We start from the raw sequence: 23,485 nt of genomic DNA on the forward strand, positions 1-23,485 counted from the left end.
GGCGCCGCTCATGCGAGCCCGGACTCCTCGGTGCGCACGAGAATGCAGCCGCACTCGGGGCAGGAGACCACCAGGTCGTCGGCCGCGCGACGGATGTCGTTCAGATCGGTACTGGGAAGCAGGATGCGGCAGCCTTCGCAGGTACCTCGGGTGAGCAGCGCGGCTCCGGCACTGTTCGTCGCACGACGGGCGTACTCGGCCAGCAGTTCCGGCGACACCCCGTCGGCGACGGCCGCACGATCGCGGGCCAGCTGTGCGCCGAGCTCGGTGGCTGCGGCGACGTCGGCCTTGGCCTGTGCGGTGAGGGCGGAACCCTCGGCCGTCGTCGTGTCGAGGAGCGCCTGCTGCGCGGCGAGAGCGGCCTCTGCCTCTTCGAGTCGGCCCATCACGTCGAGCTCGGCGTCTTCCAGGTCGCTCTGCCGACGGGCGAGGCTCGCCAGTTCATGCTCGAGCGCCTGCGCGTCCTTCGAGTTCGTCGACGCGGCGAGGCGCTCGGCGTCGCGGTTCCGACGCGCCTCCACGACCGCGACGTCGGACTCCAGACGCTTCAGCTCGGTGCGCACATCGTCACGAGTGCCGGCGAGCGTGGTCAGTTCACGGAGCTGCTCCTGGCGGATCGCCACGAGCTCGGTGATCCGCCCCGCCTGGCTCGGCTTCGTTCGGGCACGCTCGGCCTGCGCGATGCGCCGGTCGAGGTCGGCGATGTCGAGCAGGGTGCGCTGGTTCTCGGGGCTGGCGTTCACGCTTCCAAATCTAGTCGCTGTCGCGACATCCGCCCATCAGCGCATGTCGCCGTCGACGTAGTACCAGTGCCGGTCCTCCCGCACGAAGCGACTGCGCTCGTGCAGCGAGCCCTTCGCGGCTCCCTGCCGCCAGAACGCCTCGAACTCCACCACGCCGTCGCGGTCGAAGGGGCCTCCGGCCACGCGATCGAGCACGAGCAGGCGCCGCCACTCGACGTCGGTCTCGAAGTCGATCGACTCCGGCCTGGTGGTCGAGTGCCAGGTGCGCAGGAGATGCGTCGCGTCCTGCACGACGAATGCCGTGTACCGCGAGCGCATCAGACGCTCCGCCGTCGGAGCGGGTGCACCATCGAGAATCGGGCGGCAGCATCCGCCGAACACGTCCCCGGACGAACACGGGCAGCGCGCCTCGTCCTCGATCACGACGTCATCCGCCGCCATCTCCGCCTCCGTTGTCATCCCCTCAGCGTACGCTCGAGGAAAAGGCCAAGAAGGAGCACCGTGACCACTCAGCCCGTCGTCCCCTCGTTCACCGCCCACAACGGGTTCGCCCTCCCGGCCATCGGCCTCGGCACCTACGGACTCAACGGCGATGCGGGGGCGGAAGCCGTCAGCGGGGGCCTCGGCGCGGGCTACCGTCTCGTCGACACCGCGTTCAACTACGAGAACGAGGGCTCCGTCGGCCGCGGGATCGCCGCCTCCGACGTCGCGCGCTCCGAGATCATCGTCACCACCAAGCTCCCCGGTCGTCATCACCCGTCCGCGAAGGCACGCACCAGCATCGAGGAGAGTCGCTCACGCCTCGGTCTCGACGTCACGGATCTGCACCTCATCCACTGGCCGAACCCCATCCAGGACGAGTACGTCCAGGCCTGGGCCGCGCTCGTCGACGCTCAGGCCCGTGGTGTCGTCCGGCAGATCGGCGTCTCGAACTTCCTCCCGGAGCACCTGGAGCGCATCGAGCAGGAGACCGGGGTGCGGCCCGTCGTCAATCAGATCGAGGTGCATCCGTACTTCCCGCAGGACGAGCAGCTCGCCTACCACCGGGAGCACGGCATCCTCACCGAGGCATGGAGCCCGCTGGGTCGCGCGAAGGAGCTCTTCGACGAACAGGTGATCCACGACATCGCCGAGGCACGTGGCATCACGACCGCGCAGACGGTCCTCGCGTGGCACGTCGCCCGCGGCACGGTGTCGATCCCGAAGGCGTCGTCGCTCGAACACCAGGTGGCCAACCTCGCGGCGGCGGAGATCGCGCTGGAGGACGCCGAGGTCACGGCGATCACCGCGCTCGGGCGTCCGGACGGACGGCTCTTCGACGCCGACCCGCGAACCCACGAGGAGTCCTGAGGCCGACGCGCGTCAGACCTTCTGCGTGCCCAGCACCCGCAGGAACTCGAGCTTGCTCGCCGATTCACTTCCCGGCGCGGCGGTGAGGACGATCAGCGCGTGCGACTCGTCCTCGGTGAAGAGCGCCTGACAGTCGACCTCGATCTCGCCCAGTTCCGGGTGCACCATCACCTTGTGCTGCTCGAACCGGCGACTCACCACGTGCGCGTCCCACAGCTCCACGAACTCCGGGCTCCGGGCGGTCAGCTCTGCGACGATCTCCCCCGCTCTGGATCGAGCTCCCATCACGCCGTGCGCGGCGCGGAGCGACCCGACGAGGGCACGGGCCTGTCGCGGATGATCGGCCTCTCGATACCGCAGACGCTCGATGTCGGGGTACGCGAACCAGCGGTAGATACCACTGCGGTCGAGCCCGGTGAGCGCGCTCGAGTCGCCCACGAGCGCGCGGGAGGCGTCGTTCTGCACGAGCACCTCGTCGAGGACCGAGACCACGAAGGCGGGGGTGTCGTGCAACCGGTCGAGCACGCGGAGGATGCCGGGGCGCACGTACTCCGTGATGTGTGCACGGTCGGGGGCGCTGTGGCCGCAGAGGCGGAAGAGGTAGTCACGCTCGTCCTCGGTCAGGCGCAGCGCTCGCGCGAGAGAGGCGAGGATCTGCACGCTCGGCTGCGGACCCCGCCGCTGCTCCAGACGCGTGTAGTAGTCCGTCGACATGGTCGCCAGCTGCGCCACTTCTTCTCGACGCAGCCCCGTGGTGCGACGCCGAGGTCCTGTCGAGAGCCCGACGTCGGCGGGCGTCAGTGCCTCACGCCGACGGAGGAGGAATTCGGCCAATTCATCGCGATCCACCCCTGAAGTATCCCCCGGTGCCGTCCTTCGATCCAGGGACGCCCGATCCCTGGATGGACGCTCTCTGGAGCGCCTCTCCGGCGACGCCGAAGCTGGGGTGATGAACATCAGCGGAAACACCATCTTCATTCCCGGCGCGACGAGCGGAATCGGTCTCGCCCTCGCCCTTCGCCTGCACGACCGCGGCAACACGGTGATCGTGGGCGGGCGCCGACAGGAGCGCCTCGCAGCGATCGCGGCCGAGCACCCCGGGATCCACACGGTGCGGATCGACACGACGGATGCGGACAGCATCGACGAGGCTTCCAGAACTGTCATCTCAAAGCACCCTGAACTGAATGTGCTCATCACCATGGCCGGCGTCATGCGTGCTGAGGACTGGAGCACGCCCTCGGGCTTCCTGTCCGATGCGGAGGAGACCGTCACCACGAACATCCTCGGGCCGATCCGGCTGATCGCGGCCTTCATCGAGCACCTGCGTGCACAGCCCGACGCGACGATCATGACGGTCTCGTCCGGGCTCGCCTTCGCTCCGCTGCGGGTGACTCCCACCTACAACGCCAGCAAGGCTGCGATCCACATGCTGAGCGAGTCGCTGCGGTTGCAGTTCGCCGACACGAGCGTCTCGGTGCTCGAGCTCGAACCGCCGGCGGTGCGCACACCGCTCATGCCCGGACACGAGGACAACGAGTCCGCCATGCCGCTCGATGAGTTCATCGACGAGGTCGTGGCACTGATCGAGTCGCAGCCGGACGCCACGGAGATCCAGGTCGAGCGCGTGAAGTTCCTCCGCTACGCCGAGGTCCGCGGCGACTACGAACAGGTCGTCGCCACGCTGAACGGCACGGACCCGCACGGGCGCTGATCCGGGGCGGGTGTCGGATCCGCACCGGCACCCCACTCAGGGACGCAGTGATGCCGCCGCCGCTGTGAGCGCGTCGGCCGACTGTCGCAGCAGCGCCAGCTCGTCGTCTGAGAACGAGGTGTTCCGGATCGGCACGGCGCCCGTAGCGCTCACGATCGACGGCACCGATAGCGCGACGCCGTCGACCCCGTGGAAGTCGCGCAACACGGTGCTCACCGGCATCACGGCATGCTCGTCACTCAGGATCGCCTCGACGATGCGCGCACTCGACAGTCCGATCGCGTAGTTGGTCGCGCCCTTGCCCAGGATCACCTTGTAGGCGGCGTCGCGCACCTCGACCGCGATCTCCTGCAGCTCGTCGAGCGTGAAGCGGGGATGGCCGGGCGTCTCCCACTCCAGGATCGGCACGGTGCCGATCGTCGCGCGGGACCAGAGCGGGAACTCGGTGTCGCCGTGCTCGCCGATGATGTGCGCATGGACGCTGGCGGTCGAGACTCCGGCGCGCTGGCCGAGCTTCCACCGCAGCCGGGAAGTGTCGAGCACGGTGCCCGAGGCGAAGATCCGCTCGGGAGGAAGCCCGGTCTCCTCCTGCGCGATGACCGTCAGCACATCGCACGGGTTCGTCACGATCACGTAGATCGCGTTCGGGGCGACCTCGAGCAGGTCGGGCATCATGCGGCGGATGATGCCCGCGTTGACCTCGGCGAGTTCGATGCGGGTCTGACCGGGCTTCTGCTTCGCGCCGGCCGTGATCACCACGACGTGCGAGCCGGCGGCGACCGAGATGTCACTGCCGCCGATGATGTCGCTGGAACCCGTGAACTGTGTGCCGTGGGCGAGGTCGAGCACCTCGGCCTCGACCTTCTCCGTGGCGATGTCGTACAGCGCGACGTGGCGGGCAGAGCCTCGGATCAGCGCCGCATAGGCGACGCTCGATCCCACACTTCCTGCGCCGACGACCGTGAGCTTCGAGTTCTCGATGATCTCCATGAGCTCAGTCTCGCAGTGGATGGCGCCGATCCGGCAAGAGCCTCACCGGAAGAAAAGCCGCTCGCTGCGAAGGTCTCACAGCGCCGCGGCGACCGCCTCCGTCGCAGTCCCGTGCGTGAACCGGAACCCCGACCGCTCCAACACCTGCGGTCGCACGTCGGCATCGGGGAGCAGAAGCGAGTCCGCCGCGTCGCCGAGAGCGAACCGCAGTGCCCAGGCCGGAGCGGGGAGCCAGAACGGCCGGTGCATCCGAGCGGCGAGAGCTCGGCCGATGTCGTTCGCCGAGGCGGGCGTGGGCCCGGTGAGGTTGACGGCCCCGGCGATCTTCGTGTCCAGGACGTGGCGGATCGCCCGCACCTCGTCGTCGAGCGAGATCCACGGCCAGATCTGCGTCCCGCGTCCGAGCGGTCCGGAGACACCGAAACGGGTCAGCTGTATCAGCGGTTTGAGTACTCCTCGTCGGTGGATGACCGGCGCGGTGCGCAGCAGAGCGACGCGGGTGTGGTCTTCAGCTCGGCGCGCCTCGGCCTCCCACCGGACGCTCAGATCCGCCAGGAACGTCTGCCCGGCGGCGGAGTCCTCCGTCAGGACCTCGCCCGGCGCGGAGCCGTAGTAGCCGACGGCGGAGGCGGAGACGAGGGCCGGCGCATCGGAGCGCAGCGCGCGCAGGGCCGTCGTCAGGGTCCGCGTCGCCTGCAGACGCGAATCGACCAGCACTCGTCGATAGCCGCGAGTCCACGGCAGCCGTCCGACGCTGGCACCGCCCAGCGCGACGACCGCATCGGCTCCGGCCAGCACCTCCGGATCGAGCGCGCTCTCCCCCGGCTCCCACTGCGCCTCGTCCTCCGACCGCGGTGCGCGGCGGACGAGCGTGGTGACCTCGACGCCATCGGCGCGGAGGGATCCGGCGAGGGCGGATCCGATGAGACCCGATGCTCCGCTGATGACGATGCGTCCTGCCATCGGAGGGCGTCCCCTTCTCGGTCGTCGAGTAGTACTCCGCCTCAGCGTACGCGCCCAGGAACCCGTAGGCGATCGGACCCGCACGTGTCGCTTCGGAAGCTCGCCTAATCCACGCGGTGCAAGAATGCGCCATATGCATCGACGACACCGGCGGCGAGAAGCGCTCGTGGCCAGAAGATGCCGACCGAGGCGCCGATGAATTCGTTGTCATCGACGACGGGCCGCGCGAGGGAGTGAACGGCGTCGAAATGCTCGACCGTGAGGTTCTCGCCGAAAACCCGGTCGTAGACGATCTCCGTCTCATGCATGTCGACGTTGCGATCGCGTTCGCCGGCCATCAGGAGGACGGGGATGGTCGCGTCGGCCGCATCACGCAGATCGAGGGTGGCGTCGGCATGGAAGTTCCGAGCGACGAACGTCCAGCGTTCCCTGGTCATCGGCGACTCCTCGGTCGTGACGGCGAGATAGTCCTCGTAGTCCGCGCTGCGCTCCAGAAGTCCGCGTATCTCGTCACTTTCGGCGAGGGCCTGCGACCGCTCGGAATCGGTTGCTCCGTCGTGGTCGAGCTCAGCCAGCAGGTTGTAACGACCTTGCGAGAGCCAGGTGATCGCCGTCCCCACCGCGACGACGGCATCGATGTCCTCGCGCTGCGCGACCACCTTCGGAAGCACCCAGCCTGCCTGGCTGGCCCCCCACAACACGATGCGATCGGTCGGGAGCCCGGACTGCTCGAGAGCCCAATCCACAGCTGCGGACACTTCATCAGCGCGATCGTCCATGGTCTGGTCCAGCCAATCACCCGTGGAGCCACCCACTCCCGGCTTGTTCCATGACAACGTCGCGAACCCCGCATCCGCCGCGCCCTCGAACCACGGCGAGTACAGCCCGCCCTGCGTCGCGTCGACGGCAGCGTCCCCATGCACCATGATGACGACGCCACGCGCATCGGTACCGCGCGGCGTCGTGAGAACACCATCGAGCCGGCCGCTGGCGGTCGGGATCCGGACCGCCGTCTGGTCGAACCTGTAGTCGTTGCCCACGACGATCACGCCGGCAGCGATCAGCACCAGCACCACGACGGAGCCGACCCATACACGAATCCCACGATTAACTTTCAGTATCTTCACGTTCGTAGTCTATGTGATAGTTTCGATGCATGGGTGCTCCAGCTATCGCCATCGGATTCGTCGATTCGGAACGCATGCGTGTCGGTTCGCTCTACGGGGAGGCGTTCCGCCGCAAGCTCCAGCCCGCGTTCGCCGACGAGGAGACAGGCCTTCGGATCGTTCGGGCCGCTCTGCGCGCAGAACGGATGCTCGTCGCGCGCGTGGAGGACGTCGTGGTCGGGGTATGCGGTTTCCTGGACCAGGGCATCGGTGCGATGCACCTCCCTTGGGCGACGCTGAAGTCTGCACTTCCCCTTCATCAGGCCGCGCGTGCCGCTCTGGCGACAAGTGTGCTGGCCCGCGACGAGGCCCGCGATCGGTTGGTACTCGACGGCATCTGCGTCGACCGGGCGCATCGCGGAGGCGGAATCGGTACAGCGCTCCTCGGCGCTGCCGAACAACATGCGCACGAACGCGGGCTCCATGCGGTACAGCTGTCGGTGGTCGACAGCAACCCGCGCGCCGAGGCGCTCTATCGCCGCCGCGGATTCACGACGGTCGGCGGCGGGTCCCTCGGGCTGCTCGGCTACGTGTACGGGTTCGACCGATATAGCGTGATGGAGAAGGAGGTGTCCCGTTGAGCACGCAGATCTCGCCCCGGACCATCATCGAAGCGCTCCTGCCGTTCGAGGGCGCAGCCAGTCTGGGCATCATCTACGACACCGCGAATCGGCTGCAGGTCGAGGACCAGCCCGTGCGCCTGGCACTGCGACGCCTCATCTCGGCCGGGGACATCACCCAGTACGGCCGCGGACGCAACGGCTCGATCGAACTCACCGACGCCGGGAGAGCACGCCTCGAACGAGAGCGGATCGGACTCCGCCTCGCATTCGCCCAGGATGCGGGTCAGGCACCGTGGGACGGCAACTGGCACCTCCTCGCTCTCAGCGCTCCCGAGAGCGAGCGCGCGGTCCGCGATACCTTTCGTCGGGAGATGCACATGCTGGGCGCCGTGTCGATCTCGACCGGGCTCTACCTCACACCGCACGCACTCGCCGCGCTCCTCGCCCCGGAGCTCGACTCCTACCTCGTCGTCGCGAGTGTCACCACGCTCAGCGTGCGAGGGATCACCGAGAACGCGGCCATAGCGGAGGCACAATGGCCCGCTCGCGACTCGATCGCCCTGTACGAGACGATGGAGCCGATCCTCGGCGCAGACGACAGGGACCGGGACCCCGTCGCGCGGCAGCTCATCCTCGCGGAATCGCTGGACGCGGCCCTACGGGAGGATCCCCTCATCCCCCTCGAGCTCCGCCCGACCCCCTGGCCACCGACCCAGGTTCGGCGCCGCTGGATGACCCAGTGGCACGAGGCGACCGTGGCGGCTCCCGAGCTCCACGCCTACCAGGGGTGGCTCGATCTCGCCGAGTGAGAATGCGCTCGAGGCGCGCTGGTCGCTCGTCGTCAGCGGAAGGTGGGCCCTGCCGGGATCGAACCGACGACATCCACGGTGTAAACGTGGCGCTCTACCAGCTGAGCTAAAGGCCCTGGTGTCATCAGTCTATCGGGAGGCCGGTGCGCACCCGTGTCGTAGAAGAGGGATAGGCTGAATCCGGCGCGCGTTGTGCACAGCTGACAAGGCTGCCCGTGTCGCTTCCCGTTTCCTTGGCATGACCTGCCAGCTTGACGAAAGGTTCCCCCGTGACCGTGCACGACCAGGATCCGTACTCCCAGGGCCCCCTCGACAGCGATCCGGAGGAGACCGGCGAGTGGCAGCAGTCCCTCGATGAGCTGGTGGATGCCAAGGGCCACGGCCGCGGCCGCGAGATCATGCTCAGCCTGCTCAAGCGCTCGAAGGAGCTGCACCTGGGCGTGCCGATGGTCCCGACGACGGACTACATCAACACCATCGCACCGGAGAACGAGCCCGAGTTCCCCGGTGACGAAGAGGTCGAGCGCCGCTACCGCGCCTGGATCCGGTGGAACGCCGCGATCACGGTGCACCGTGCGCAGCGCCCCGGCATCGGCGTCGGCGGTCACATCTCGACCTACGCCTCCTCCGCGGCTCTGTACGAGGTGGGCTTCAACCACTTCTTCAAGGGTGCGGACAACCCCGGCGGTGCGGACCAGATCTTCGTCCAGGGCCACGCCTCCCCCGGCACCTACGCCCGGTCGTACCTCGAAGGACGCCTGACCGAGGACCAGCTCGACGGATTCCGCCAGGAGAAGTCGCACGCCCCGAACGGCATCCCCTCCTACCCGCACCCGCGTCTGATGCCGGAGTACTGGCAGTTCCCGACCGTGTCGATGGGCCTCGGCCCGATCAACGCGATCTACCAGGCGATGTCGAACAAGTACCTCGAGAACCGAGGCATCAAGGACACCTCGCAGTCGCACGTGTGGGCATTCCTCGGCGACGGCGAGATGGACGAGGTCGAGAGCCGCGGCCAGCTGCAGGTCGCCGCCAACGAGGGCCTCGACAACCTCACCTTCATCGTCAACTGCAACCTGCAGCGCCTCGACGGCCCTGTGCGAGGCAACGGCAAGATCATCCAGGAGCTCGAATCGTTCTTCCGCGGCGCGGGCTGGAACGTCATCAAGGTCGTGTGGGGTCGCGAATGGGACGACCTGCTCGCCCGCGACACCGAGGGTGCGCTGCTCAACCTGATGAACGTCACCCCCGACGGTGACTACCAGACGTACAAGGCCGAGTCCGGAGCGTACGTCCGCGAGCACTTCTTCGGACGCGACGAGCGCGCCGCAGCCCTGGTCGAGGACTACTCCGACGACGACATCTGGAACCTCAAGCGCGGTGGCCACGACTACCGCAAGGTCTACGCGGCGTTCAAGGCAGCGACCGAGCACAAGGGCAAGCCCACCGTCATCCTCGCGAAGACCGTCAAGGGCTACGGCCTCGGTCCGCACTTCGAGGGCCGCAACGCGACCCACCAGATGAAGAAGATGACGCTGGACAACCTCAAGACGTTCCGCGACGCGATGCACATCCCGATCACGGACGCCCAGCTCGAGGAGAACCCGTACCTGCCCCCGTACTACAACCCGGGCCCCCAGGACGAGACGATCCAGTACATGCTCGAGCGTCGCAACGAGCTCGGCGGCTTCCTCCCCGAGCGCCGTTCGACCCACGTCGGCCTCTCACTGCCGGACGACACCGCCTACGCTCTGCCCAAGAAGGGCTCCGGCACGCAGGAGATCGCCACGACGATGGCTTTCGTCCGCCTGCTGAAGGATCTGCTGCGCTCGAAGGACTTCGGCCACCGCATCGTTCCGATCATCCCGGACGAGGCACGGACGTTCGGAATGGACGCGTACTTCCCGTCGGCGAAGATCTACAACCCGAACGGCCAGCACTACACCTCGGTCGACCGTGAGCTCCTCCTCGCCTACAAGGAGAGCCCGCAGGGCCAGATCGTGCACGTCGGCATCAACGAGGCGGGCGCACTCGCGGCGTTCACCGCGGCGGGCACCTCCTACGCCACGCACGGCGAGCCGCTCATCCCGATCTACCTCTTCTACTCGATGTTCGGATTCCAGCGCACCGGCGACGCCCAGTGGGCGGCCGGCGACCAGATGGCCCGCGGGTTCATCATGGGCGCGACGGCAGGTCGCACCACCCTCACCGGTGAGGGCCTGCAGCACGCCGACGGCCACTCGCACCTGCTCGCCGCCACCAACCCGGCGACGGTCTCGTACGACCCGGCCTACGGCTACGAGATCGCGCACATCATGCGCTCCGGTCTCGAGCGCATGTACGGCGGCAACCACGAAGACCCGAACGTCATGTACTACATCACGCTCTACAACGAGCCGATGGTGATGCCGGCAGAGCCGGAGAACGTGGACGTCGACGGCATCGTGCGCGGCATCCACCGCGTCTCGGTCGGCGAGGGCGAGGGCCCTCGCGCCCAGCTCTTCGCGTCGGGCGTCGGACTCCCCTGGGCACTCGAGGCACAGCAGCTGCTGAAGAACGACTGGGGCGTTATCGCCGATGTCTGGTCGGTCACCTCCTGGACCGAGCTGCGTCGCGACGGCCTCGCCGCCGACGAGCACAACTTCCTGCACCCGGAGGAAGAGCCCCGCACCGCGTACCTCACGCAGAAGCTGCAGGGTGCCGAAGGACCTGTCGTCGCCGTCAGCGACTTCATGCACGCCGTGCAGGACCAGATCCGGCCCTGGGTCCCGCAGCGCTTCGCCACGCTCGGTGCCGACGGCTTCGGTTTCTCCGACACGCGTGCCGCCGCACGTCGTTTCTTCAAGATCGACGGCCCGTCGATCGTCGTCCGTACGCTCCAGTCGCTCGCCGAGGACGGGGTCGTCGACCGTTCTCTCGCCGCGCAGGCCATCCAGAAGTACAGCCTGCACGACGTGAACGCCGGGACCAGCGGCAACGCGGGCGGCGAAAGCTGAGCCCTCGGTGACCGGTTCTTCTCCTTCCGGCATGGACAAGGCCGCGACGCTCACCTGGCTGCGCCGGATCTCCGGTGACATCGCCTCGGTGACGATCAAACGCCTGGAGGACACCCTCCCGTGGTACGCCGACATGCCACCAGCCCGCCGCTCTGCGGTCGGGCTGGTGGCCCAGGCCGGCATCACGTCGTTCATCCAGTGGTACGAAGACCCCACCTCCACCCCGTGGATCGCGGCCGACATCTTCGCCGCGGCCCCGCGCGAGCTGCTACGCAGCGTGAGCCTCCAGCAGACACTGCAGCTCATCCGCGTGACCGTCGAGGTCACCGAGGAACGGGTCGCGGGTCGCGGGAACGATCTCCGTGAGGCGATCCTCCTCTACTCACGCGACGTCGCCTTCGCAGCAGCTGACGTCTACGCGAGAGCCGCAGAAGCCCGCGGCCTCTGGGATGCCCGCCTCGAAGCACTCGTCGTCGACTCGATCCTCACCGGTGAGGCCGACGAAGAACTTCCGAGCCGGATCGCCGCGCTCGGATGGCACGGCCATGGCGAGGTCGCCGTCCTCGTCGGCACGACGCCTCCGCAGTTCGACGTCGACCTGGTTCGCCGTACGGCCAGGAAACTCGCCGTCGACGTGCTCATCGGAGTGCAGGGCTCCCGCCTCGTCCTCGTGCTCGGCCGCGCCCGCGTCGAAGGCCAGGAGGGCGAGGAGGAAGAGCTCGGCTTCCAGGAGATCGCCGCGCGCCTCGAACCGTCGTTCGGCCCTGGGTACGTCGTGCTGGGCCCCGAGGTCGCTGCCCTCGTGGACGCGAGTCAGAGCGCACGCGCTGCTCTCGCGGGGTTCGCGGTCGCGCGTGCGTGGCGTGGCGCTCCCCGCCCCGTCGAAGCCGACGATCTGCTCCCCGAGCGTGCACTCGCCGGAGACCCACTGGCGAAGCAGACGCTGATCGAGCGCATCTTCCGGCCCTTGCAGGCGCACTCCACCGACTTGGTCACCACTCTGTGGAGCTATCTCGACAACGGGCGCTCCCTCGAGGCGACGGCACGCGAGCTGTTCGTGCACCCCAACACCGTGCGCTACCGCCTCAAGCGCGTGAGCGAAGTCATCGGCTGGGATGCCACCGGCCCCCGCGAAGCGCTCATCCTGCAGACCGCTCTGATCCTCGGCTCGATCGGTGCGGCGGATCAGGTCCGTCGGCGCGCCCCGCTCCGACGCCCCCAGCGCTGATCCCTTCTCTGTGCGCCACACACAAGGGTTTTTCGGAATCTTGTGATGGATCATCCACCGCTCTGCCCCAAACGTTGGCAGACTGGGTGGGTGATTGTCGTCGTATGCCCAGGTCAGGGCTCGCAGACCCCCGGATTCCTCGCCCCTTGGCTCGAGCTCGACGGGGTGGCCGAACGCCTCGCCGCGTACTCGGAGGCCGCGGAGGTCGATCTTCGCGAACACGGCACGGCATCGGATGCTGACACGATCCGGGACACGCGCATCGCGCAGCCCCTCATCGTCGCCGCGTCACTGATCGCCGGTGACGCTCTGACGCAGCGCGCCGGTCGACGCGCCGACGGAATCGCCGGACACTCGGTCGGCGAGATCTCCGCACTCGTCGGCAGCAACGTGATAGACGCCGACACCGGCATGCGTCTGGTCGGTATCCGTGGCCGCGCGATGGCCGACGCCGCCGCGCAGGAGCAGACAGGCATGAGCGCGGTGCTCGGCGGTGACGAGGAAGCCCTCCTCGCCCGTCTCGCCGAGCTCGATCTCTCCCCCGCCAACTACAACGGTGGTGGACAAATCGTGGTCGCCGGTGCGCTTTCCGCTCTCACTGCTCTCGCCGAGGATCCGCTCAGGGGAACCCGCGTGGTCCCCCTGCAGGTCGCCGGTGCCTTCCACACGCGGTACATGGCCTCGGCCGTCGCGGCGCTCCGCGACGCGGTCGCCGACGTCGCCCCCGCGAACCCCGACATCACCCTGTGGACCAACCGCGACGGCTCCGCTGTTCACGACGGCGCGCAGGCACTGAACTTCCTCGTCGACCAGGTGTCCTCTCCTGTCCGCTGGGATCTCTGCATGCAGTCGTTCGCCGACGCCGGCGTGACGGGAGTGATCGAGCTCGCCCCCGCCGGCGCGCTGGTCGGCCTCGCCAAACGGGGCCTCCGCGGAGTGCCGACCGTCGCTGTGAAGACCCCTGAAGACCTCGATGCAGCCGTGGCGCTGCTGAACGGAGAAGCCGCATGAGCGTCACCCTCGCCCAGGTCACCGGCCCCGCGTACACGCGCATCTACTCCTACGGCGCTGCCCGCGGAGAGAACGCCGTGCCGAACGAGGATCTGATCGGTCCTATCGACTCCAGCGACGAGTGGATCCGCCAGCGCACCGGCATCATCACCCGTGTTCGCGCCGACAAGGGCACCGACGCGATCGACCTCGCGACGACGGCGGCTGCCGAGGCCATCGAGAAGTCAGGGGTTCCGGCAGATCAGGTCGACCTGGTGATCGTCGCGACCATCAGCAACCCGAAGCAGACCCCGTCGGTCTCCGCGATCGTCGCCGATCGTGTCGGAGCGAACCCCGCTGCGGCCTACGACATCAACGCAGCCTGCGCCGGATACGCCTACGCGATCGCTCAGGCCGACGCGCTGATCAAGGCCGGCGCCGCTCGCTACGCACTCGTCATCGGCACCGAGAAGCTCTCCGACGTCGTCGACCCGGCCGACCGCAGCATCTCGTTCCTCCTCGGCGACGGCGCGGGTGCCGCACTGATCGGCCCGAGCGACACGCCGGGCATCGCGCCCGCCGTGTGGGGCTCCGACGGTTCGAAGGCTGACGCCGTGGGCATGAACGGCACCCTCACCGACTTCCGCGACGGAGTGGTGCCGTGGCCGACGCTTCGCCAGGAGGGCCCGACCGTCTTCCGCTGGGCGGTCTGGGAGATGGCGAAGGTCGCGCGCGAGGCGCTCGACAAGGCGGGCGTCGAGCCCTCCGACATCGCCGCCTTCATCCCCCACCAGGCCAACATGCGCATCATCGACGAGTTCGCCAAGCAGCTGAAGCTGCCCGAGACCACCGTGATCGCCCGCGACATCGAGACCACCGGCAACACCTCCGCAGCCTCGATCCCGCTCGCGAGCCACCGCCTCATGGCCGAACACCCCGAGCTGTCGGGCGGCCTCGCGCTGCAGATCGGCTTCGGCGCCGGTCTCGTGTTCGCCGCACAGGTCGTCGTCCTTCCCTGAGAATGCGCTGACCTTCCCTAGACTGTTCCACGGTTCCGAAAACAACCCGCAAGAAAGAGGAAGACCACATGGCTTTCACCAACGATGAGGTCCTCGCTGGCCTCGCAGAGCTCATCACCGACGAGACCGGCATCAACGCTTCCGAGGTCGCCCTCGAGAAGTCGTTCACGGATGACCTCGACATCGACTCCATCTCGATGATGACGATCGTCGTCAACGCCGAGGAGAAGTTCGGCGTCACCATCCCCGACGACGAGGTCAAGAACCTGAAGACCGTCGGCGACGCCGTCAGCTTCATCGTCGCGGGCCAGGAGTAACTCCGGCAGGATGCCACCCCCGCGCTCGCGGGGAGTGGCATCCTCCGACCTGCCCTCTCACCCGTTCGACTTCGTTTCGACAAGGAACCACACCCCATGACCAAGCGCATCGTCGTCACCGGCATCGGCGCCACCTCCGCCATCGGCGGAACGGCCCCGGAGAACTGGACGAACCTGCTGGCCGGCATGTCCGGCACCCGCACGCTCGAACACGACTGGGTACAGCAGTACGAGCTGCCCGTCACCTTCGCCGCCGAGGCGATCGTCCGCCCGGAAGAGGTTCTCCCCCGGCACGAGGCCAAGCGTCTCGACCCCTCGTCGCAGTTCGCGTTGATCGCGGCGCGCGAGGCCTGGGAGGACGCCGGTTCTCCCGAAGTCGCTCCCGAACGGCTCGGCGTCGACTTCGCCACCGGCATCGGCGGCCTCTGGACGCTGCTGGACGCCTGGGACACCCTCCGCGAGAAGGGTCCGCGCCGCGTCATGCCGCTCACGGTCCCGATGCTCATGCCGAACGCCGCCGCTGGAAACCTGTCGCTGCAGTTCCACGCCCGCGCCTACGCGCAGACCGTGGTCAGCGCGTGCGCCTCCAGCACCGAGTCGATCATCCACGCCTTCCACCACCTGCAGGACGGTCTCGCCGACGTCGTGATCGCCGGTGGCACCGAATCGGCGATCCACCCGATCACGATGGCCTCCTTCGCCTCCGCGCAGGCCCTGTCGCGTCGGAACGACGACCCCGCCCACGCCTCGCGTCCCGGTGCGATCGACCGCGACGGGTTCGTCATGGGCGAGGGCGCAGCCGCGCTCATCCTCGAGACCGAGGAGCACGCCAAGGCACGCGGCGCCAAGATCTACGGCTACGTGCTCGGCGGTGGCGTCACGGCCGATGCCTACCACATCACCGGCAACGACCCCGAGGGCAACGGTGCAGCACGTGCAGTGACGCAGGCCCTTGAAGAGGCCGGTATCACCGCCGACCAGGTCACGCACATCAACGCACATGCGACGTCGACGCCGGTCGGCGACCCCAACGAGTACGTCGCGCTCAAGAAGGTCTTCGGCGACCGGATCGACGAGATCCCCGTCTCGGCGACGAAGGCATCGACGGGGCATCTGCTCGGCGGCACCGGCGCACTCGAGGCGATCTTCTCGCTCCTCGCCCTGCGCGACCGCGTGGCACCGCCGACCATCAACATGACCGAGCCCGACCCGGCGGTTCCGTTCCGTCTCTCCGGCGACGCCACGCCGCTCGGCGAGGGTCCACAGATCGCGATCAGCAACTCCTTCGGATTCGGCGGGCACAACGCCGTCCTCGTGGTCGCCAGCGCCGACTGACACCGCATCGAGCATGAAGAGAGGCCCTCGGGATTCCGAGGGCCTCTCTTCATATCTCTGGCAGTCATGCTCCGATCAGGCCGAGCGGAGCGCGCCCAGCTTCTGCGAGCGGGCCACGCGCGTCCGCGTGATGCGCGGGAGGAACCAGCCGATCAGCGGGCCGACGCCGAAGGCGAAGAGCACGGTTCCCACGCCGACGGGGCCGCCGAGGAGGAAGCCGACGAGCAGCACGCTCCCCTCGATCAGCGTCCGGACCAGCCACACGGCCCAGCCGGTGCGTCGGACGAGGCCCGTCATCAGCCCGTCGCGAGGGCCCGGACCGAAGTCGGCGGCGATGTAGAGCCCGGTTGCGAAGGCCAGCAGCAGCAATCCGAAGACGAACATGGGGGCACCGATCCACACCGAAGCTGGCTGCGGAATCAGAGCGAGCGCGAGATCGGCGCTGGGTCCGACGAGAAGCGCGTTCAACACGGTGCCGAGCCCCACACGCTGACGTAGCGGGATCCACAGCAGCAGGACGACGATCGAGACGAGAACGGTCATGACTCCGTAACCGAGCCCGGTCTGCTCGGCGAGTCCGAGTGCCAGCACGTCCCAGGGCGCCACGCCGATGCCGCCTCGAACCATGAAACCGAGGGCGACGCCGTAGAGGAACAGGCCGACGAGCAGCTGCACGAGCCGTTCGACGAGGTCCCGCCGACTGGTGGCCGTCACGGGAAGAAGCACGGAGCGGAGGAGCATCCTTCTACCCTGGTCTGTCGAACGCGTGCGAAGGCGAATCCAGTCACCGCAAAGTGGCCTGCACTCATCAGGCCACTTTGCGTCATGCTGGAACCATGGGATCACGACTCGTGGAACAGCTCGGAGCGCACAACGTGGCAGGCTCGACTGCGACGACCCTCGCGGACCGGATCAGGGCACTGATCCTCGACGGTCGCCTCACGGTCGGTGAGCGTCTACCGAGCGAAAGAGCCCTCGCGATGGAGCTTCGCCGTTCCCGCTCCACGATCACCCGCGCATACGGACTGCTCGAGACCGACGGATATGTCTCCCGTCTCCACGGCGGAAGCACGCGCGTCACGCTGCCCAACGGATACACCGCTCCAGGCGCGGATGCCGATGACGAGGCCATCGACCTGTCCATCGCCTCGATGGATTCGACCCCCGGACTGTATGACGCGACGGTCCGGTCCCTTCCCCGCCTCGCGGCCCTGCGTGGCACCAGCGGGTATTCGCTCCAAGGGCTCCCCGAACTCCGGGAGGCCGTCGCCCAGCGCTTCCGCGATCGTGGAGCGCCGACCTCCCCCGATGAGATCATCATCACGTCCGGAGCACTCAACGCGGTGAACCTGATCCTCACCGCTGTCGGGCGACGCGGCGAGAGGGCACTGGTCGAGCAGCCGACCTTCCCGCATGCCCTCGAAGCGCTGCACCGCCACGGTTACCGGCTGCTCCCCACGCCCGTCGACGTCGACGGCTGGGACACCCGGCATCTGAACGAGACGCTGCTGAGCTCCCGGCCTCATGTCGCATATCTCATCCCCGATTTCCACAACCCGACCGGCGCCACCCTGCCCGACGAGGAGCGGGGACGCATCGTGACGACCGCGCGCAACGTGGGCACTCAGCTGATCGTCGACGAGACGACCACCGAGCTCGATATCGATCGGGGTTGGTCCCCCGCCCCGATGGCGGCGAGCGGCCCGAACGTGATCACCGTCGGGTCGATGTCGAAGATCGCGTGGGGAGGAATGCGCATCGGCTGGATCCGTGCGGAGCGCTCGATCATCGCGCGTCTGCTCGCCGTGCGTCCCTCGTTCGAGCTCGGCACCGCGTTGCTCGAGCAGTGCATCGCCGTCGAGCTGCTCACGGACATGCCTGCGCTCACCTCCCACGTGCGCCGACGTCTGCACGCGGGCCGTGCAGCGGTCGAGGCTGGCGTGGTCGGGATTCCCGGATTCCGGATGCCGCCGACGCCGGGAGGCCTCTCCGCATGGGTGGACATCGGCGCCCCGCTGTCCACGTCGCTCTCCCTCGCCGCGCGCGCACGGCATCTGATCCTGCCGCCCGGCCCGCGCTTCACGACGGGCGGTGTCCTCGAACGTCGACTGCGCATCCCCATCACCCTCCCGCCCGAGCGCACGGCCGAGGCGATGCTGCGCCTGTCCCTGGCCTGGGACGACGTGCGCGGCGGCAACGCATCCCCGCACGAGCAGCTGCAGCACGCAGCGGTCATCTGACGCAGACGACGAAGACCCCGCCTCGTTTCCGGGGCGGGGTCCTCGTCGTGCGGAGCGGGGATACGTCTTCTCAGCGTCCGGGATGACTCACCGGCATCCGATACTCACGCCTTCCCCGTTCCGGGTCTGTGGTGTCGGACTAGCCGACCTTGTGGAGCCAGACGACCCTGGCGTCATCGCTGGCGTGACGGAAGGGTTCGAGTTCCTCGTCCCACGCCGATCCGAGGGCGATGTCGAGCTCGCGCTGCAACTCGATCGCGCTGCCGGCGGCGATCTCCATCGCATAGCGGATCCGGTCTTCGCCGATCACGATGTTGCCGGCAGCGTCGGTCTGGGCGTAGTGGATGCCGAGGTCGGGCGTGTGCAACCAGCGGCCTCCGTCGCTGCGGGGCGTGGGGTCCTCGGTCACCTCGAAACGGAGGTGCTCCCACCCGCGGATGGACGTCGCGAGAGCGGCACCGGTACCGACGGGGCCGTCCCAGTAGAACTCCGCACGTCGAGCGCCGTCGAGAACGGGCTGCTCGGTCCAGTCGAAGTTCACCGCACGCCCGATAGCGCGACCCACCGCCCATTCGAGGTGCGGGCAGAGCGCGCGAGGCGCAGAGTGGATGAACACCACTCCGCGTGCGTAAGCCGTCGCCATGATCTCTCCGTTTCATCAGGTGCGTCTTCCCCAACGACCTGAACCACGAAGTGGCGAGAATATGCGGTTGTGCGCCCATTCTCGCCGAGATCTGTGAAAATCACAAGCATGTCATTCCATGAAGAAGGCCCCGATCACCGGGATCGGGGCCTTCGGACCGAAAACAGTCCTGGGATGTCGAGGGTCAGGCCTCGCTCATGGCCTGCTTGACCTGCTGGCCCTTGGCGGCGTAGTAAGCCGCGCGAGCGGCATCCTTGCGCGCCTGCTCGGCGTAGCCGAACTCGAGCGTCTCCTGGTCGACCTCGTAGTTGGGGACGTCGTCGGTGCCGTTGTACTTCTCGATGTAGGCGTCGAGCTCGGGGCCGGAGGTCCACGACGTGATGAGGCAGTAGCGCGGCTCGGTGCCGTTGTGCGTGGCCGCATGCCACAGACGCTGCGTGTCGACGATGAGCTGCGCGCCGGCCGGAAGGGCGATGCGGTACTCGATGCTCGGGTCGGTGCGGTTCTCACGCAGGACGAAGTAGCTGTCCTTGTCGTCGGTCAGGTTGAAGAAGCCGCGGACCACCCAGCCGGTGCCGTCCGGGTTCAGGCGGTTGTTGTCGTCCTGGTGCAGGTTGTAGAGGCAGTCGCCGTACGGGGTCGGCTGCAGCTCGATGACGCGGCAGCGGCCGACGTTCGCACCCGGCTCCTGCGCGCGGCGCGTGAGGTTCGGAGCCTTCTCGGTCTGCGAGTCGATCCAGACGCCGTCCTTGTCGGTGCGCGGCGGCTTGTGGTTCCAGAAACCGTTGCACTCGATGTCGCCGAAGGCACTGGCGAGAGGAGCGAAGCGGGTGTCACCCGACGACTTCCAGTCGTTGTACTCGATGTCGAGCCATTCCTTGGGGTCGAGCTCCTGGTTGTAGCTGTCGAGGACGACGAATCCCTTTTCCTCGAGGGCAGCGGACTTGATGTAACCCATGATCGAGTCATGTTCCTTTCATCGGGGGCCAGCACGTTTTAACAGGCCCTGATAAGGCAAGCCTAACAGCGACCTCCGCGAGCCCCTCGGAGGTCGGCCGTGCATAACCGAATAGACTGGTCGGGGCGCCCGGCGAGTCCTCGGCACCCGTCGCTACGGGAGGACGAGACACCAGCATGAGCACCGCGACCAACGTCGAGGCGACAGCAGTCAACACGATCGAGTGGCTCGCGACGGGGAGCACCACCATCGTGGTCCCCGTGTACCAGCGGCAGTACCGGTGGGACATCGGCGGCTGCGAACGTCTCCTGGCCGACATCCGCGCCGTGGCCGGCGAAGACGACGCCCACCGCCACTTCATCGGCTCGATCCTGTCGGCCGAAGACGGCTCTGCAGCGGACTCCGACCTGATCCTCATCGACGGCCAGCAGCGCATCACCACACTCATGCTGCTGGTGGCCGCCCTGCATCATGCGATCCGCGACACCGACACGGTCCTGGCCGCCGCCCTCGAACGCGTGCTGGTGCGCTCCGATGCCCCCGACCGCACGAAGCTCCGCCCGCACGATGCCTGGGCCGACCTGTACGAGTCCGTGGTCCTGGATCGACGCGATGACACCGACCGCGAGTCGCGCTTCGACGACAACTACGCCTTCTTCCGCAGCCAGATCCACGTCGACGAGGTGCCGACCATCTGGCGCGGGCTTCAGAAGCTCGAGCACGTGTCGATCACCCTCGGCGCCAGGGCGAACGCCCAGCAGATCTTCGAGAGCCTGAATTCGACGGGTGAGCCGCTGCGCGACCACGAGCTCATCCACAACTACATCCTCATGGGGCTGAGTCACGCGGAGCAGGTCGACGTCGAGGCCCGCTTCTGGGTGCCGATCGAGCGCCACACGGGAGAGGCGATCGGCGCCTTCTGGCGGCACTATCTCGTGCTCGTCACCGGCCGCGAGGTCGCGGCGAACGGCGAGCACGGCGTGTACAGCGCGTTCCGGCAGTCGTTCCCGCGCGTCGACGTCGCCCACCTGCAGGCGGACGCGGGCGAGTGGCGGCACTACGCCGAGATCTACGGCACCCTGCTGGATCCGACGAGAGAGCCGGACCCCGAGATCGCGCGGCAGCTGCGCCACGTCAACACGTTCGGTCGCTCCTCGTATCCGCTCGTGATGAGCGCCTACAGCGATCACCTGCGCGGCGTGATCGACCGCGGCGAGCTCATCGAGACCCTGGAGTGGTTGCAGGCCCTGTACCTCCGCCGCGCTCTCGTGAATCTGCCCGGGGAGAGACTCGTCGCCAGGCTCTGCCGCGCGCGCCGCGACGGTCGCGACGCACTCGCACGTGCGTTCGCGCGCATCACGCCGTCCGACGAGCGCGTGAGTGCTGTCCTGAAGTACAGCGAGCTCCCTCACCCCGCCTATGTCCTGGGACGACTGGAGGGCGTCGACGACCTCGACTCCTTCGACGTCGAACACATCGTCCCGACGGTGCCGGGCGACGCATGGTCGGGCGACGGAGAGCGGCCGTGGATCGAGTACTCCGAGGATGAGCAGAACAGCCACCGCGCCCTCGCCCCCACCCTCGGCAACCTGACTCTGCTCGAACAGCCCCTCACCGAGCGGGTGTTCGGCGCCACGTTTCCTGTCAAGCGCACCGAGGCCTACGCCCGCAGCGCGGTGCCGGCGACGCGCGAGCTCACCGAGGTCGACGCCTGGAACACAGCGGCGATCACTCGGCGCACGATCGCGCTCACGGCCGATCTGGTCCGCATCTGGGCGCGACCCGCCCTGCCGGAGATCGACGACGACGGCCTCACGCCGATCCTCGACGCCGTCCGCCGCCGCGGGTGGCCGACGGGCTGGGAGCGGGAGTTCGACTACGTCGAGTACCGCGGTGAGCGCTGGGAGGTGCCCGACGTCAAGTACCTGTTCAACCGGATCTTCCGCCGCGCCTGGACGGATACGAGGACAGCGGCGCTGGCGTACTGCGCCGCTCACGGAGGACCGATTTACCAGGACATGGCGTGGAAGGGCCAGTGGGACGAGCTCGACGAGGGCCACTTCCTCTACATGGGCTGGGATTCCAACTACATGATGACCGCTGTACAGGGTGTGCTCGAGGAGTCGGGTATCGCCTCGGAGGTCTTCGTCAAATACTCCTACATCGGAAATGTGATGTGAACATGAGCACCGTCGTCCGCACACTGCAGGATCTCACCGTCGAAGAGCACACCCTCACCGTCCCCTTGGTGTGGGGAGACCCCTCCGACCACCGCACGATCGACATCTTCGCGCGCGTGGTCGCCCGCGAAGGCGGTGAAGCGCTCCCCTATCTGGTGTTCCTGCAGGGCGGACCGGGGCACGAGGCTCCGCGTCCGTTCCACTCGTCGACGTCGCCGGCCTGGCTCGACGAAGCGCTCGCCCACTACCGTCTGGTGCTTCTCGATCAGCGCGGTACCGGACGCTCGACACCGGTCGGTGACCAGGACCTCGAACGCGGTGCGTCTGCCGTGGCCGAGCACCTCACCCACCTGCGCGCCGATGCGATCGTGCGTGACTGCGAGGCCATGCGGGAGCACCTGGGCGCCACCACCTGGAGCGTGCTCGGACAGTCGTTCGGCGGCTTCACGACCCTGGCGTACCTGTCGACGGATGCCGCCTCGCTCGAAGACGTCTTCATCACCGGCGGGCTCAGCGCCGTCGGTCGACACCCCGACGACGTGTACGCGCTCTGCTACGACAAGATGCGTGACGCCTCGGAGCGCTACTACCGCCGCTTCCCGGAACACCGCGACGTCATGCGACGACTCGTCGATCTCGCGGATGCCGGTGACATCGTCCTTCCCGACGGCGAGGTGGTCTCGCGCTCGCGCCTGCGGTCGATGGGGTCGGCCCTCGGCACGAACGACGGCTGGCAGAGCGTCTGGTCGCTCTTGGAACGCGATCCGTCCTCCAACGCCTTCCGGTACGACCTGATGCACGCGATGCCCTACGACGGCCGCAACCCGCTGTACTTCGCGTTCCACGAATCGAGCTACGCCGACGGCCACGCCACCCGGTGGTCGGCCGAGCGCACGGAGCCCACGGACTTCCGCGACGACCCGACGCTGTTCACGGGCGAGCACATCCGCCGTGAGTGGACCGACACGGTGCCCGCGTTCCAGCCGTGGCGCGACGTCGCCCTCGAACTCGCCGAGTTCGAGTGGCCCCGCATCTACGACGCCGCAGCGATCGCCGCGTCGGGAGCGACCGGCGCGGCCGCGGTCTACGTCAACGACGTCTACGTGCCCTACGAGTTCTCTCTCGAGACCGCGAAGCTGGTCCCGGGCGTGCAGCTCTGGCAGACGAGCGAGCACGAGCACAACGGCCTGCGCTCGGGACCTGTGCTGTCGCACCTCATCGACCTCGCGCACGGTCGTCGCATCCGCTGAGCATCTCCGCCCGGAGGAGGATGCCCTCCTC

The 23,485-nt window shown here is 68.0% G+C and carries 22 protein-coding genes and 1 tRNA gene; 13 read left to right on the top strand and 10 right to left on the bottom strand.

Annotated features, from left to right (window positions below):
- Window positions 1-8: 8 nt before the first annotated feature.
- Together ACFVWL_RS16625 and ACFVWL_RS16630 are read right to left on the bottom strand one after the other, a co-directional pair.
- On the bottom strand, window positions 9-743 hold the full coding sequence (locus ACFVWL_RS16625; RefSeq protein ID WP_387185072.1) for a zinc ribbon domain-containing protein: 735 nt from the start codon (window positions 741-743) through the stop codon (window positions 9-11).
- Window positions 744-779: 36 nt separating this feature from the next.
- A complete protein-coding gene (locus tag ACFVWL_RS16630) occupies window positions 780-1,202 on the bottom strand; it encodes a YchJ family protein (RefSeq protein WP_387185074.1) in 423 nt (140 codons plus the stop codon).
- Between the two features lie 42 nt (window positions 1,203-1,244).
- On the opposite strand from ACFVWL_RS16630, the gene ACFVWL_RS16635 reads away from it, so the two are divergent.
- Window positions 1,245-2,093 (top strand): aldo/keto reductase, encoded by an 849-nt coding sequence (locus tag ACFVWL_RS16635; RefSeq protein ID WP_387185076.1) that lies wholly within the window; start codon window positions 1,245-1,247, stop codon window positions 2,091-2,093.
- A gap of 12 nt (window positions 2,094-2,105) precedes the next feature.
- Here ACFVWL_RS16635 and ACFVWL_RS16640 read toward each other — a convergent pair whose 3' ends face one another.
- Window positions 2,106-2,942, bottom strand: a complete 837-nt coding sequence (locus ACFVWL_RS16640) for a helix-turn-helix transcriptional regulator (RefSeq protein ID WP_387185078.1) — start codon at window positions 2,940-2,942, stop codon at window positions 2,106-2,108.
- A 100-nt stretch (window positions 2,943-3,042) separates the two neighbouring features.
- On the opposite strand from ACFVWL_RS16640, the gene ACFVWL_RS16645 reads away from it, so the two are divergent.
- A complete protein-coding gene (locus tag ACFVWL_RS16645; RefSeq protein WP_387185080.1) occupies window positions 3,043-3,807 on the top strand; it encodes an SDR family oxidoreductase in 765 nt (254 codons plus the stop codon).
- Between the two features lie 36 nt (window positions 3,808-3,843).
- Here the strand turns inward: ACFVWL_RS16645 and ACFVWL_RS16650 are convergent, their stop codons facing one another.
- The 3 genes from ACFVWL_RS16650 to ACFVWL_RS16660 form a co-directional block, all read right to left on the bottom strand.
- Window positions 3,844-4,797 (bottom strand): L-lactate dehydrogenase, encoded by a 954-nt coding sequence (locus ACFVWL_RS16650; RefSeq protein ID WP_387185081.1) that lies wholly within the window; start codon window positions 4,795-4,797, stop codon window positions 3,844-3,846.
- A 75-nt stretch (window positions 4,798-4,872) separates the two neighbouring features.
- Window positions 4,873-5,760 (bottom strand): TIGR01777 family oxidoreductase, encoded by an 888-nt coding sequence (locus ACFVWL_RS16655; protein ID WP_387185083.1) that lies wholly within the window; start codon window positions 5,758-5,760, stop codon window positions 4,873-4,875.
- Window positions 5,761-5,864: 104 nt separating this feature from the next.
- On the bottom strand, window positions 5,865-6,887 hold the full coding sequence (locus tag ACFVWL_RS16660) for an alpha/beta hydrolase family protein (protein WP_387185085.1): 1,023 nt from the start codon (window positions 6,885-6,887) through the stop codon (window positions 5,865-5,867).
- Between the two features lie 29 nt (window positions 6,888-6,916).
- Here ACFVWL_RS16660 and ACFVWL_RS16665 point away from each other — a divergent pair, with 29 nt between their 5' ends.
- Together ACFVWL_RS16665 and ACFVWL_RS16670 are read left to right on the top strand one after the other, a co-directional pair.
- A complete protein-coding gene (locus tag ACFVWL_RS16665; protein WP_387185088.1) occupies window positions 6,917-7,507 on the top strand; it encodes a GNAT family N-acetyltransferase in 591 nt (196 codons plus the stop codon).
- Complete coding sequence (locus tag ACFVWL_RS16670; RefSeq protein ID WP_387185089.1) at window positions 7,504-8,298, top strand: PaaX family transcriptional regulator; 795 nt, start codon at window positions 7,504-7,506, stop codon at window positions 8,296-8,298. The genes ACFVWL_RS16665 and ACFVWL_RS16670 overlap by 4 nt, the downstream gene beginning before the upstream one ends.
- Before the next feature lie 43 nt (window positions 8,299-8,341).
- On the opposite strand, the gene ACFVWL_RS16675 is transcribed toward ACFVWL_RS16670, so the two are convergent.
- A tRNA-Val gene (locus ACFVWL_RS16675) sits at window positions 8,342-8,414 on the bottom strand.
- Between the two features lie 153 nt (window positions 8,415-8,567).
- Between ACFVWL_RS16675 and aceE the strand changes: the two genes are divergently transcribed.
- The 6 genes from aceE to ACFVWL_RS16705 all read left to right on the top strand — a co-directional run bounded on the left by aceE (window position 8,568) and on the right by ACFVWL_RS16705 (window position 16,183).
- Entirely contained in the window at window positions 8,568-11,294 is a 2,727-nt protein-coding gene (gene aceE / locus ACFVWL_RS16680) for a pyruvate dehydrogenase (acetyl-transferring), homodimeric type (protein ID WP_387185091.1), read from the top strand.
- 31 nt (window positions 11,295-11,325) lie between these two features.
- Window positions 11,326-12,522 carry a PucR family transcriptional regulator gene (locus tag ACFVWL_RS16685; RefSeq protein WP_387185094.1) on the top strand — a complete coding sequence of 399 codons (1,197 nt, stop codon included), beginning with the start codon at window positions 11,326-11,328 and terminating at the stop codon, window positions 12,520-12,522.
- A 90-nt stretch (window positions 12,523-12,612) separates the two neighbouring features.
- Window positions 12,613-13,533 (top strand): ACP S-malonyltransferase, encoded by a 921-nt coding sequence (locus tag ACFVWL_RS16690; RefSeq protein WP_387185096.1) that lies wholly within the window; start codon window positions 12,613-12,615, stop codon window positions 13,531-13,533.
- The gene (locus ACFVWL_RS16695; RefSeq protein WP_387185099.1) at window positions 13,530-14,531 is read left to right on the top strand and encodes a beta-ketoacyl-ACP synthase III; all 1,002 of its coding nucleotides are present in this window, start codon (window positions 13,530-13,532) and stop codon (window positions 14,529-14,531) included. The genes ACFVWL_RS16690 and ACFVWL_RS16695 overlap by 4 nt, the downstream gene beginning before the upstream one ends.
- Before the next feature lie 68 nt (window positions 14,532-14,599).
- On the top strand, window positions 14,600-14,848 hold the full coding sequence (locus ACFVWL_RS16700) for an acyl carrier protein (protein ID WP_017830435.1): 249 nt from the start codon (window positions 14,600-14,602) through the stop codon (window positions 14,846-14,848).
- A 96-nt stretch (window positions 14,849-14,944) separates the two neighbouring features.
- Complete coding sequence (locus ACFVWL_RS16705) at window positions 14,945-16,183, top strand: beta-ketoacyl-[acyl-carrier-protein] synthase family protein (protein ID WP_387185101.1); 1,239 nt, start codon at window positions 14,945-14,947, stop codon at window positions 16,181-16,183.
- A 75-nt stretch (window positions 16,184-16,258) separates the two neighbouring features.
- Here the strand turns inward: ACFVWL_RS16705 and ACFVWL_RS16710 are convergent, their stop codons facing one another.
- Complete coding sequence (locus ACFVWL_RS16710) at window positions 16,259-16,924, bottom strand: YitT family protein (protein WP_387185104.1); 666 nt, start codon at window positions 16,922-16,924, stop codon at window positions 16,259-16,261.
- Window positions 16,925-17,019: 95 nt separating this feature from the next.
- Between ACFVWL_RS16710 and ACFVWL_RS16715 the strand changes: the two genes are divergently transcribed.
- Complete coding sequence (locus ACFVWL_RS16715) at window positions 17,020-18,423, top strand: PLP-dependent aminotransferase family protein (RefSeq protein ID WP_387185107.1); 1,404 nt, start codon at window positions 17,020-17,022, stop codon at window positions 18,421-18,423.
- A 139-nt stretch (window positions 18,424-18,562) separates the two neighbouring features.
- On the opposite strand, the gene ACFVWL_RS16720 is transcribed toward ACFVWL_RS16715, so the two are convergent.
- Window positions 18,563-19,066, bottom strand: a complete 504-nt coding sequence (locus ACFVWL_RS16720; protein ID WP_387185110.1) for a DUF3145 domain-containing protein — start codon at window positions 19,064-19,066, stop codon at window positions 18,563-18,565.
- Window positions 19,067-19,250: 184 nt separating this feature from the next.
- Window positions 19,251-20,024, bottom strand: coding sequence for a hypothetical protein (locus ACFVWL_RS16725; protein WP_105670086.1), 774 nt, complete (start codon window positions 20,022-20,024; stop codon window positions 19,251-19,253).
- 176 nt (window positions 20,025-20,200) lie between these two features.
- Here ACFVWL_RS16725 and ACFVWL_RS16730 point away from each other — a divergent pair, with 176 nt between their 5' ends.
- Together ACFVWL_RS16730 and ACFVWL_RS16735 are read left to right on the top strand one after the other, a co-directional pair.
- Window positions 20,201-22,204 (top strand): DUF262 domain-containing protein, encoded by a 2,004-nt coding sequence (locus tag ACFVWL_RS16730; RefSeq protein WP_387185112.1) that lies wholly within the window; start codon window positions 20,201-20,203, stop codon window positions 22,202-22,204.
- Window positions 22,201-23,454, top strand: coding sequence for an alpha/beta fold hydrolase (locus tag ACFVWL_RS16735; protein ID WP_387185115.1), 1,254 nt, complete (start codon window positions 22,201-22,203; stop codon window positions 23,452-23,454). Before ACFVWL_RS16730 ends, ACFVWL_RS16735 begins: the two co-directional genes overlap by 4 nt.
- The last annotated feature ends 31 nt before the right edge of the window (window positions 23,455-23,485 follow it).

Source organism: Microbacterium sp. NPDC058269, from assembly GCF_042881445.1.
GTDB lineage: Bacteria > Actinomycetota > Actinomycetes > Actinomycetales > Microbacteriaceae > Microbacterium.

Coding starts and splice junctions, on each gene's coding strand:
- ACFVWL_RS16685 (WP_387185094.1), top strand. CDS start 11,326: ATGGACAAGGCCGCGACGCTCACCTGGCTGCGCCGGATCTCCGGTGAC.
- ACFVWL_RS16710 (WP_387185104.1), bottom strand. CDS start 16,924: ATGCTCCTCCGCTCCGTGCTTCTTCCCGTGACGGCCACCAGTCGGCGG.
- ACFVWL_RS16655 (WP_387185083.1), bottom strand. CDS start 5,760: ATGGCAGGACGCATCGTCATCAGCGGAGCATCGGGTCTCATCGGATCC.
- ACFVWL_RS16630 (WP_387185074.1), bottom strand. CDS start 1,202: ATGACAACGGAGGCGGAGATGGCGGCGGATGACGTCGTGATCGAGGAC.
- ACFVWL_RS16700 (WP_017830435.1), top strand. CDS start 14,600: ATGGCTTTCACCAACGATGAGGTCCTCGCTGGCCTCGCAGAGCTCATC.
- ACFVWL_RS16715 (WP_387185107.1), top strand. CDS start 17,020: ATGGGATCACGACTCGTGGAACAGCTCGGAGCGCACAACGTGGCAGGC.
- ACFVWL_RS16650 (WP_387185081.1), bottom strand. CDS start 4,797: ATGGAGATCATCGAGAACTCGAAGCTCACGGTCGTCGGCGCAGGAAGT.
- ACFVWL_RS16720 (WP_387185110.1), bottom strand. CDS start 19,066: ATGGCGACGGCTTACGCACGCGGAGTGGTGTTCATCCACTCTGCGCCT.
- ACFVWL_RS16645 (WP_387185080.1), top strand. CDS start 3,043: ATGAACATCAGCGGAAACACCATCTTCATTCCCGGCGCGACGAGCGGA.
- ACFVWL_RS16705 (WP_387185101.1), top strand. CDS start 14,945: ATGACCAAGCGCATCGTCGTCACCGGCATCGGCGCCACCTCCGCCATC.
- ACFVWL_RS16725 (WP_105670086.1), bottom strand. CDS start 20,024: ATGGGTTACATCAAGTCCGCTGCCCTCGAGGAAAAGGGATTCGTCGTC.
- ACFVWL_RS16665 (WP_387185088.1), top strand. CDS start 6,917: ATGGGTGCTCCAGCTATCGCCATCGGATTCGTCGATTCGGAACGCATG.
- ACFVWL_RS16730 (WP_387185112.1), top strand. CDS start 20,201: ATGAGCACCGCGACCAACGTCGAGGCGACAGCAGTCAACACGATCGAG.
- ACFVWL_RS16695 (WP_387185099.1), top strand. CDS start 13,530: ATGAGCGTCACCCTCGCCCAGGTCACCGGCCCCGCGTACACGCGCATC.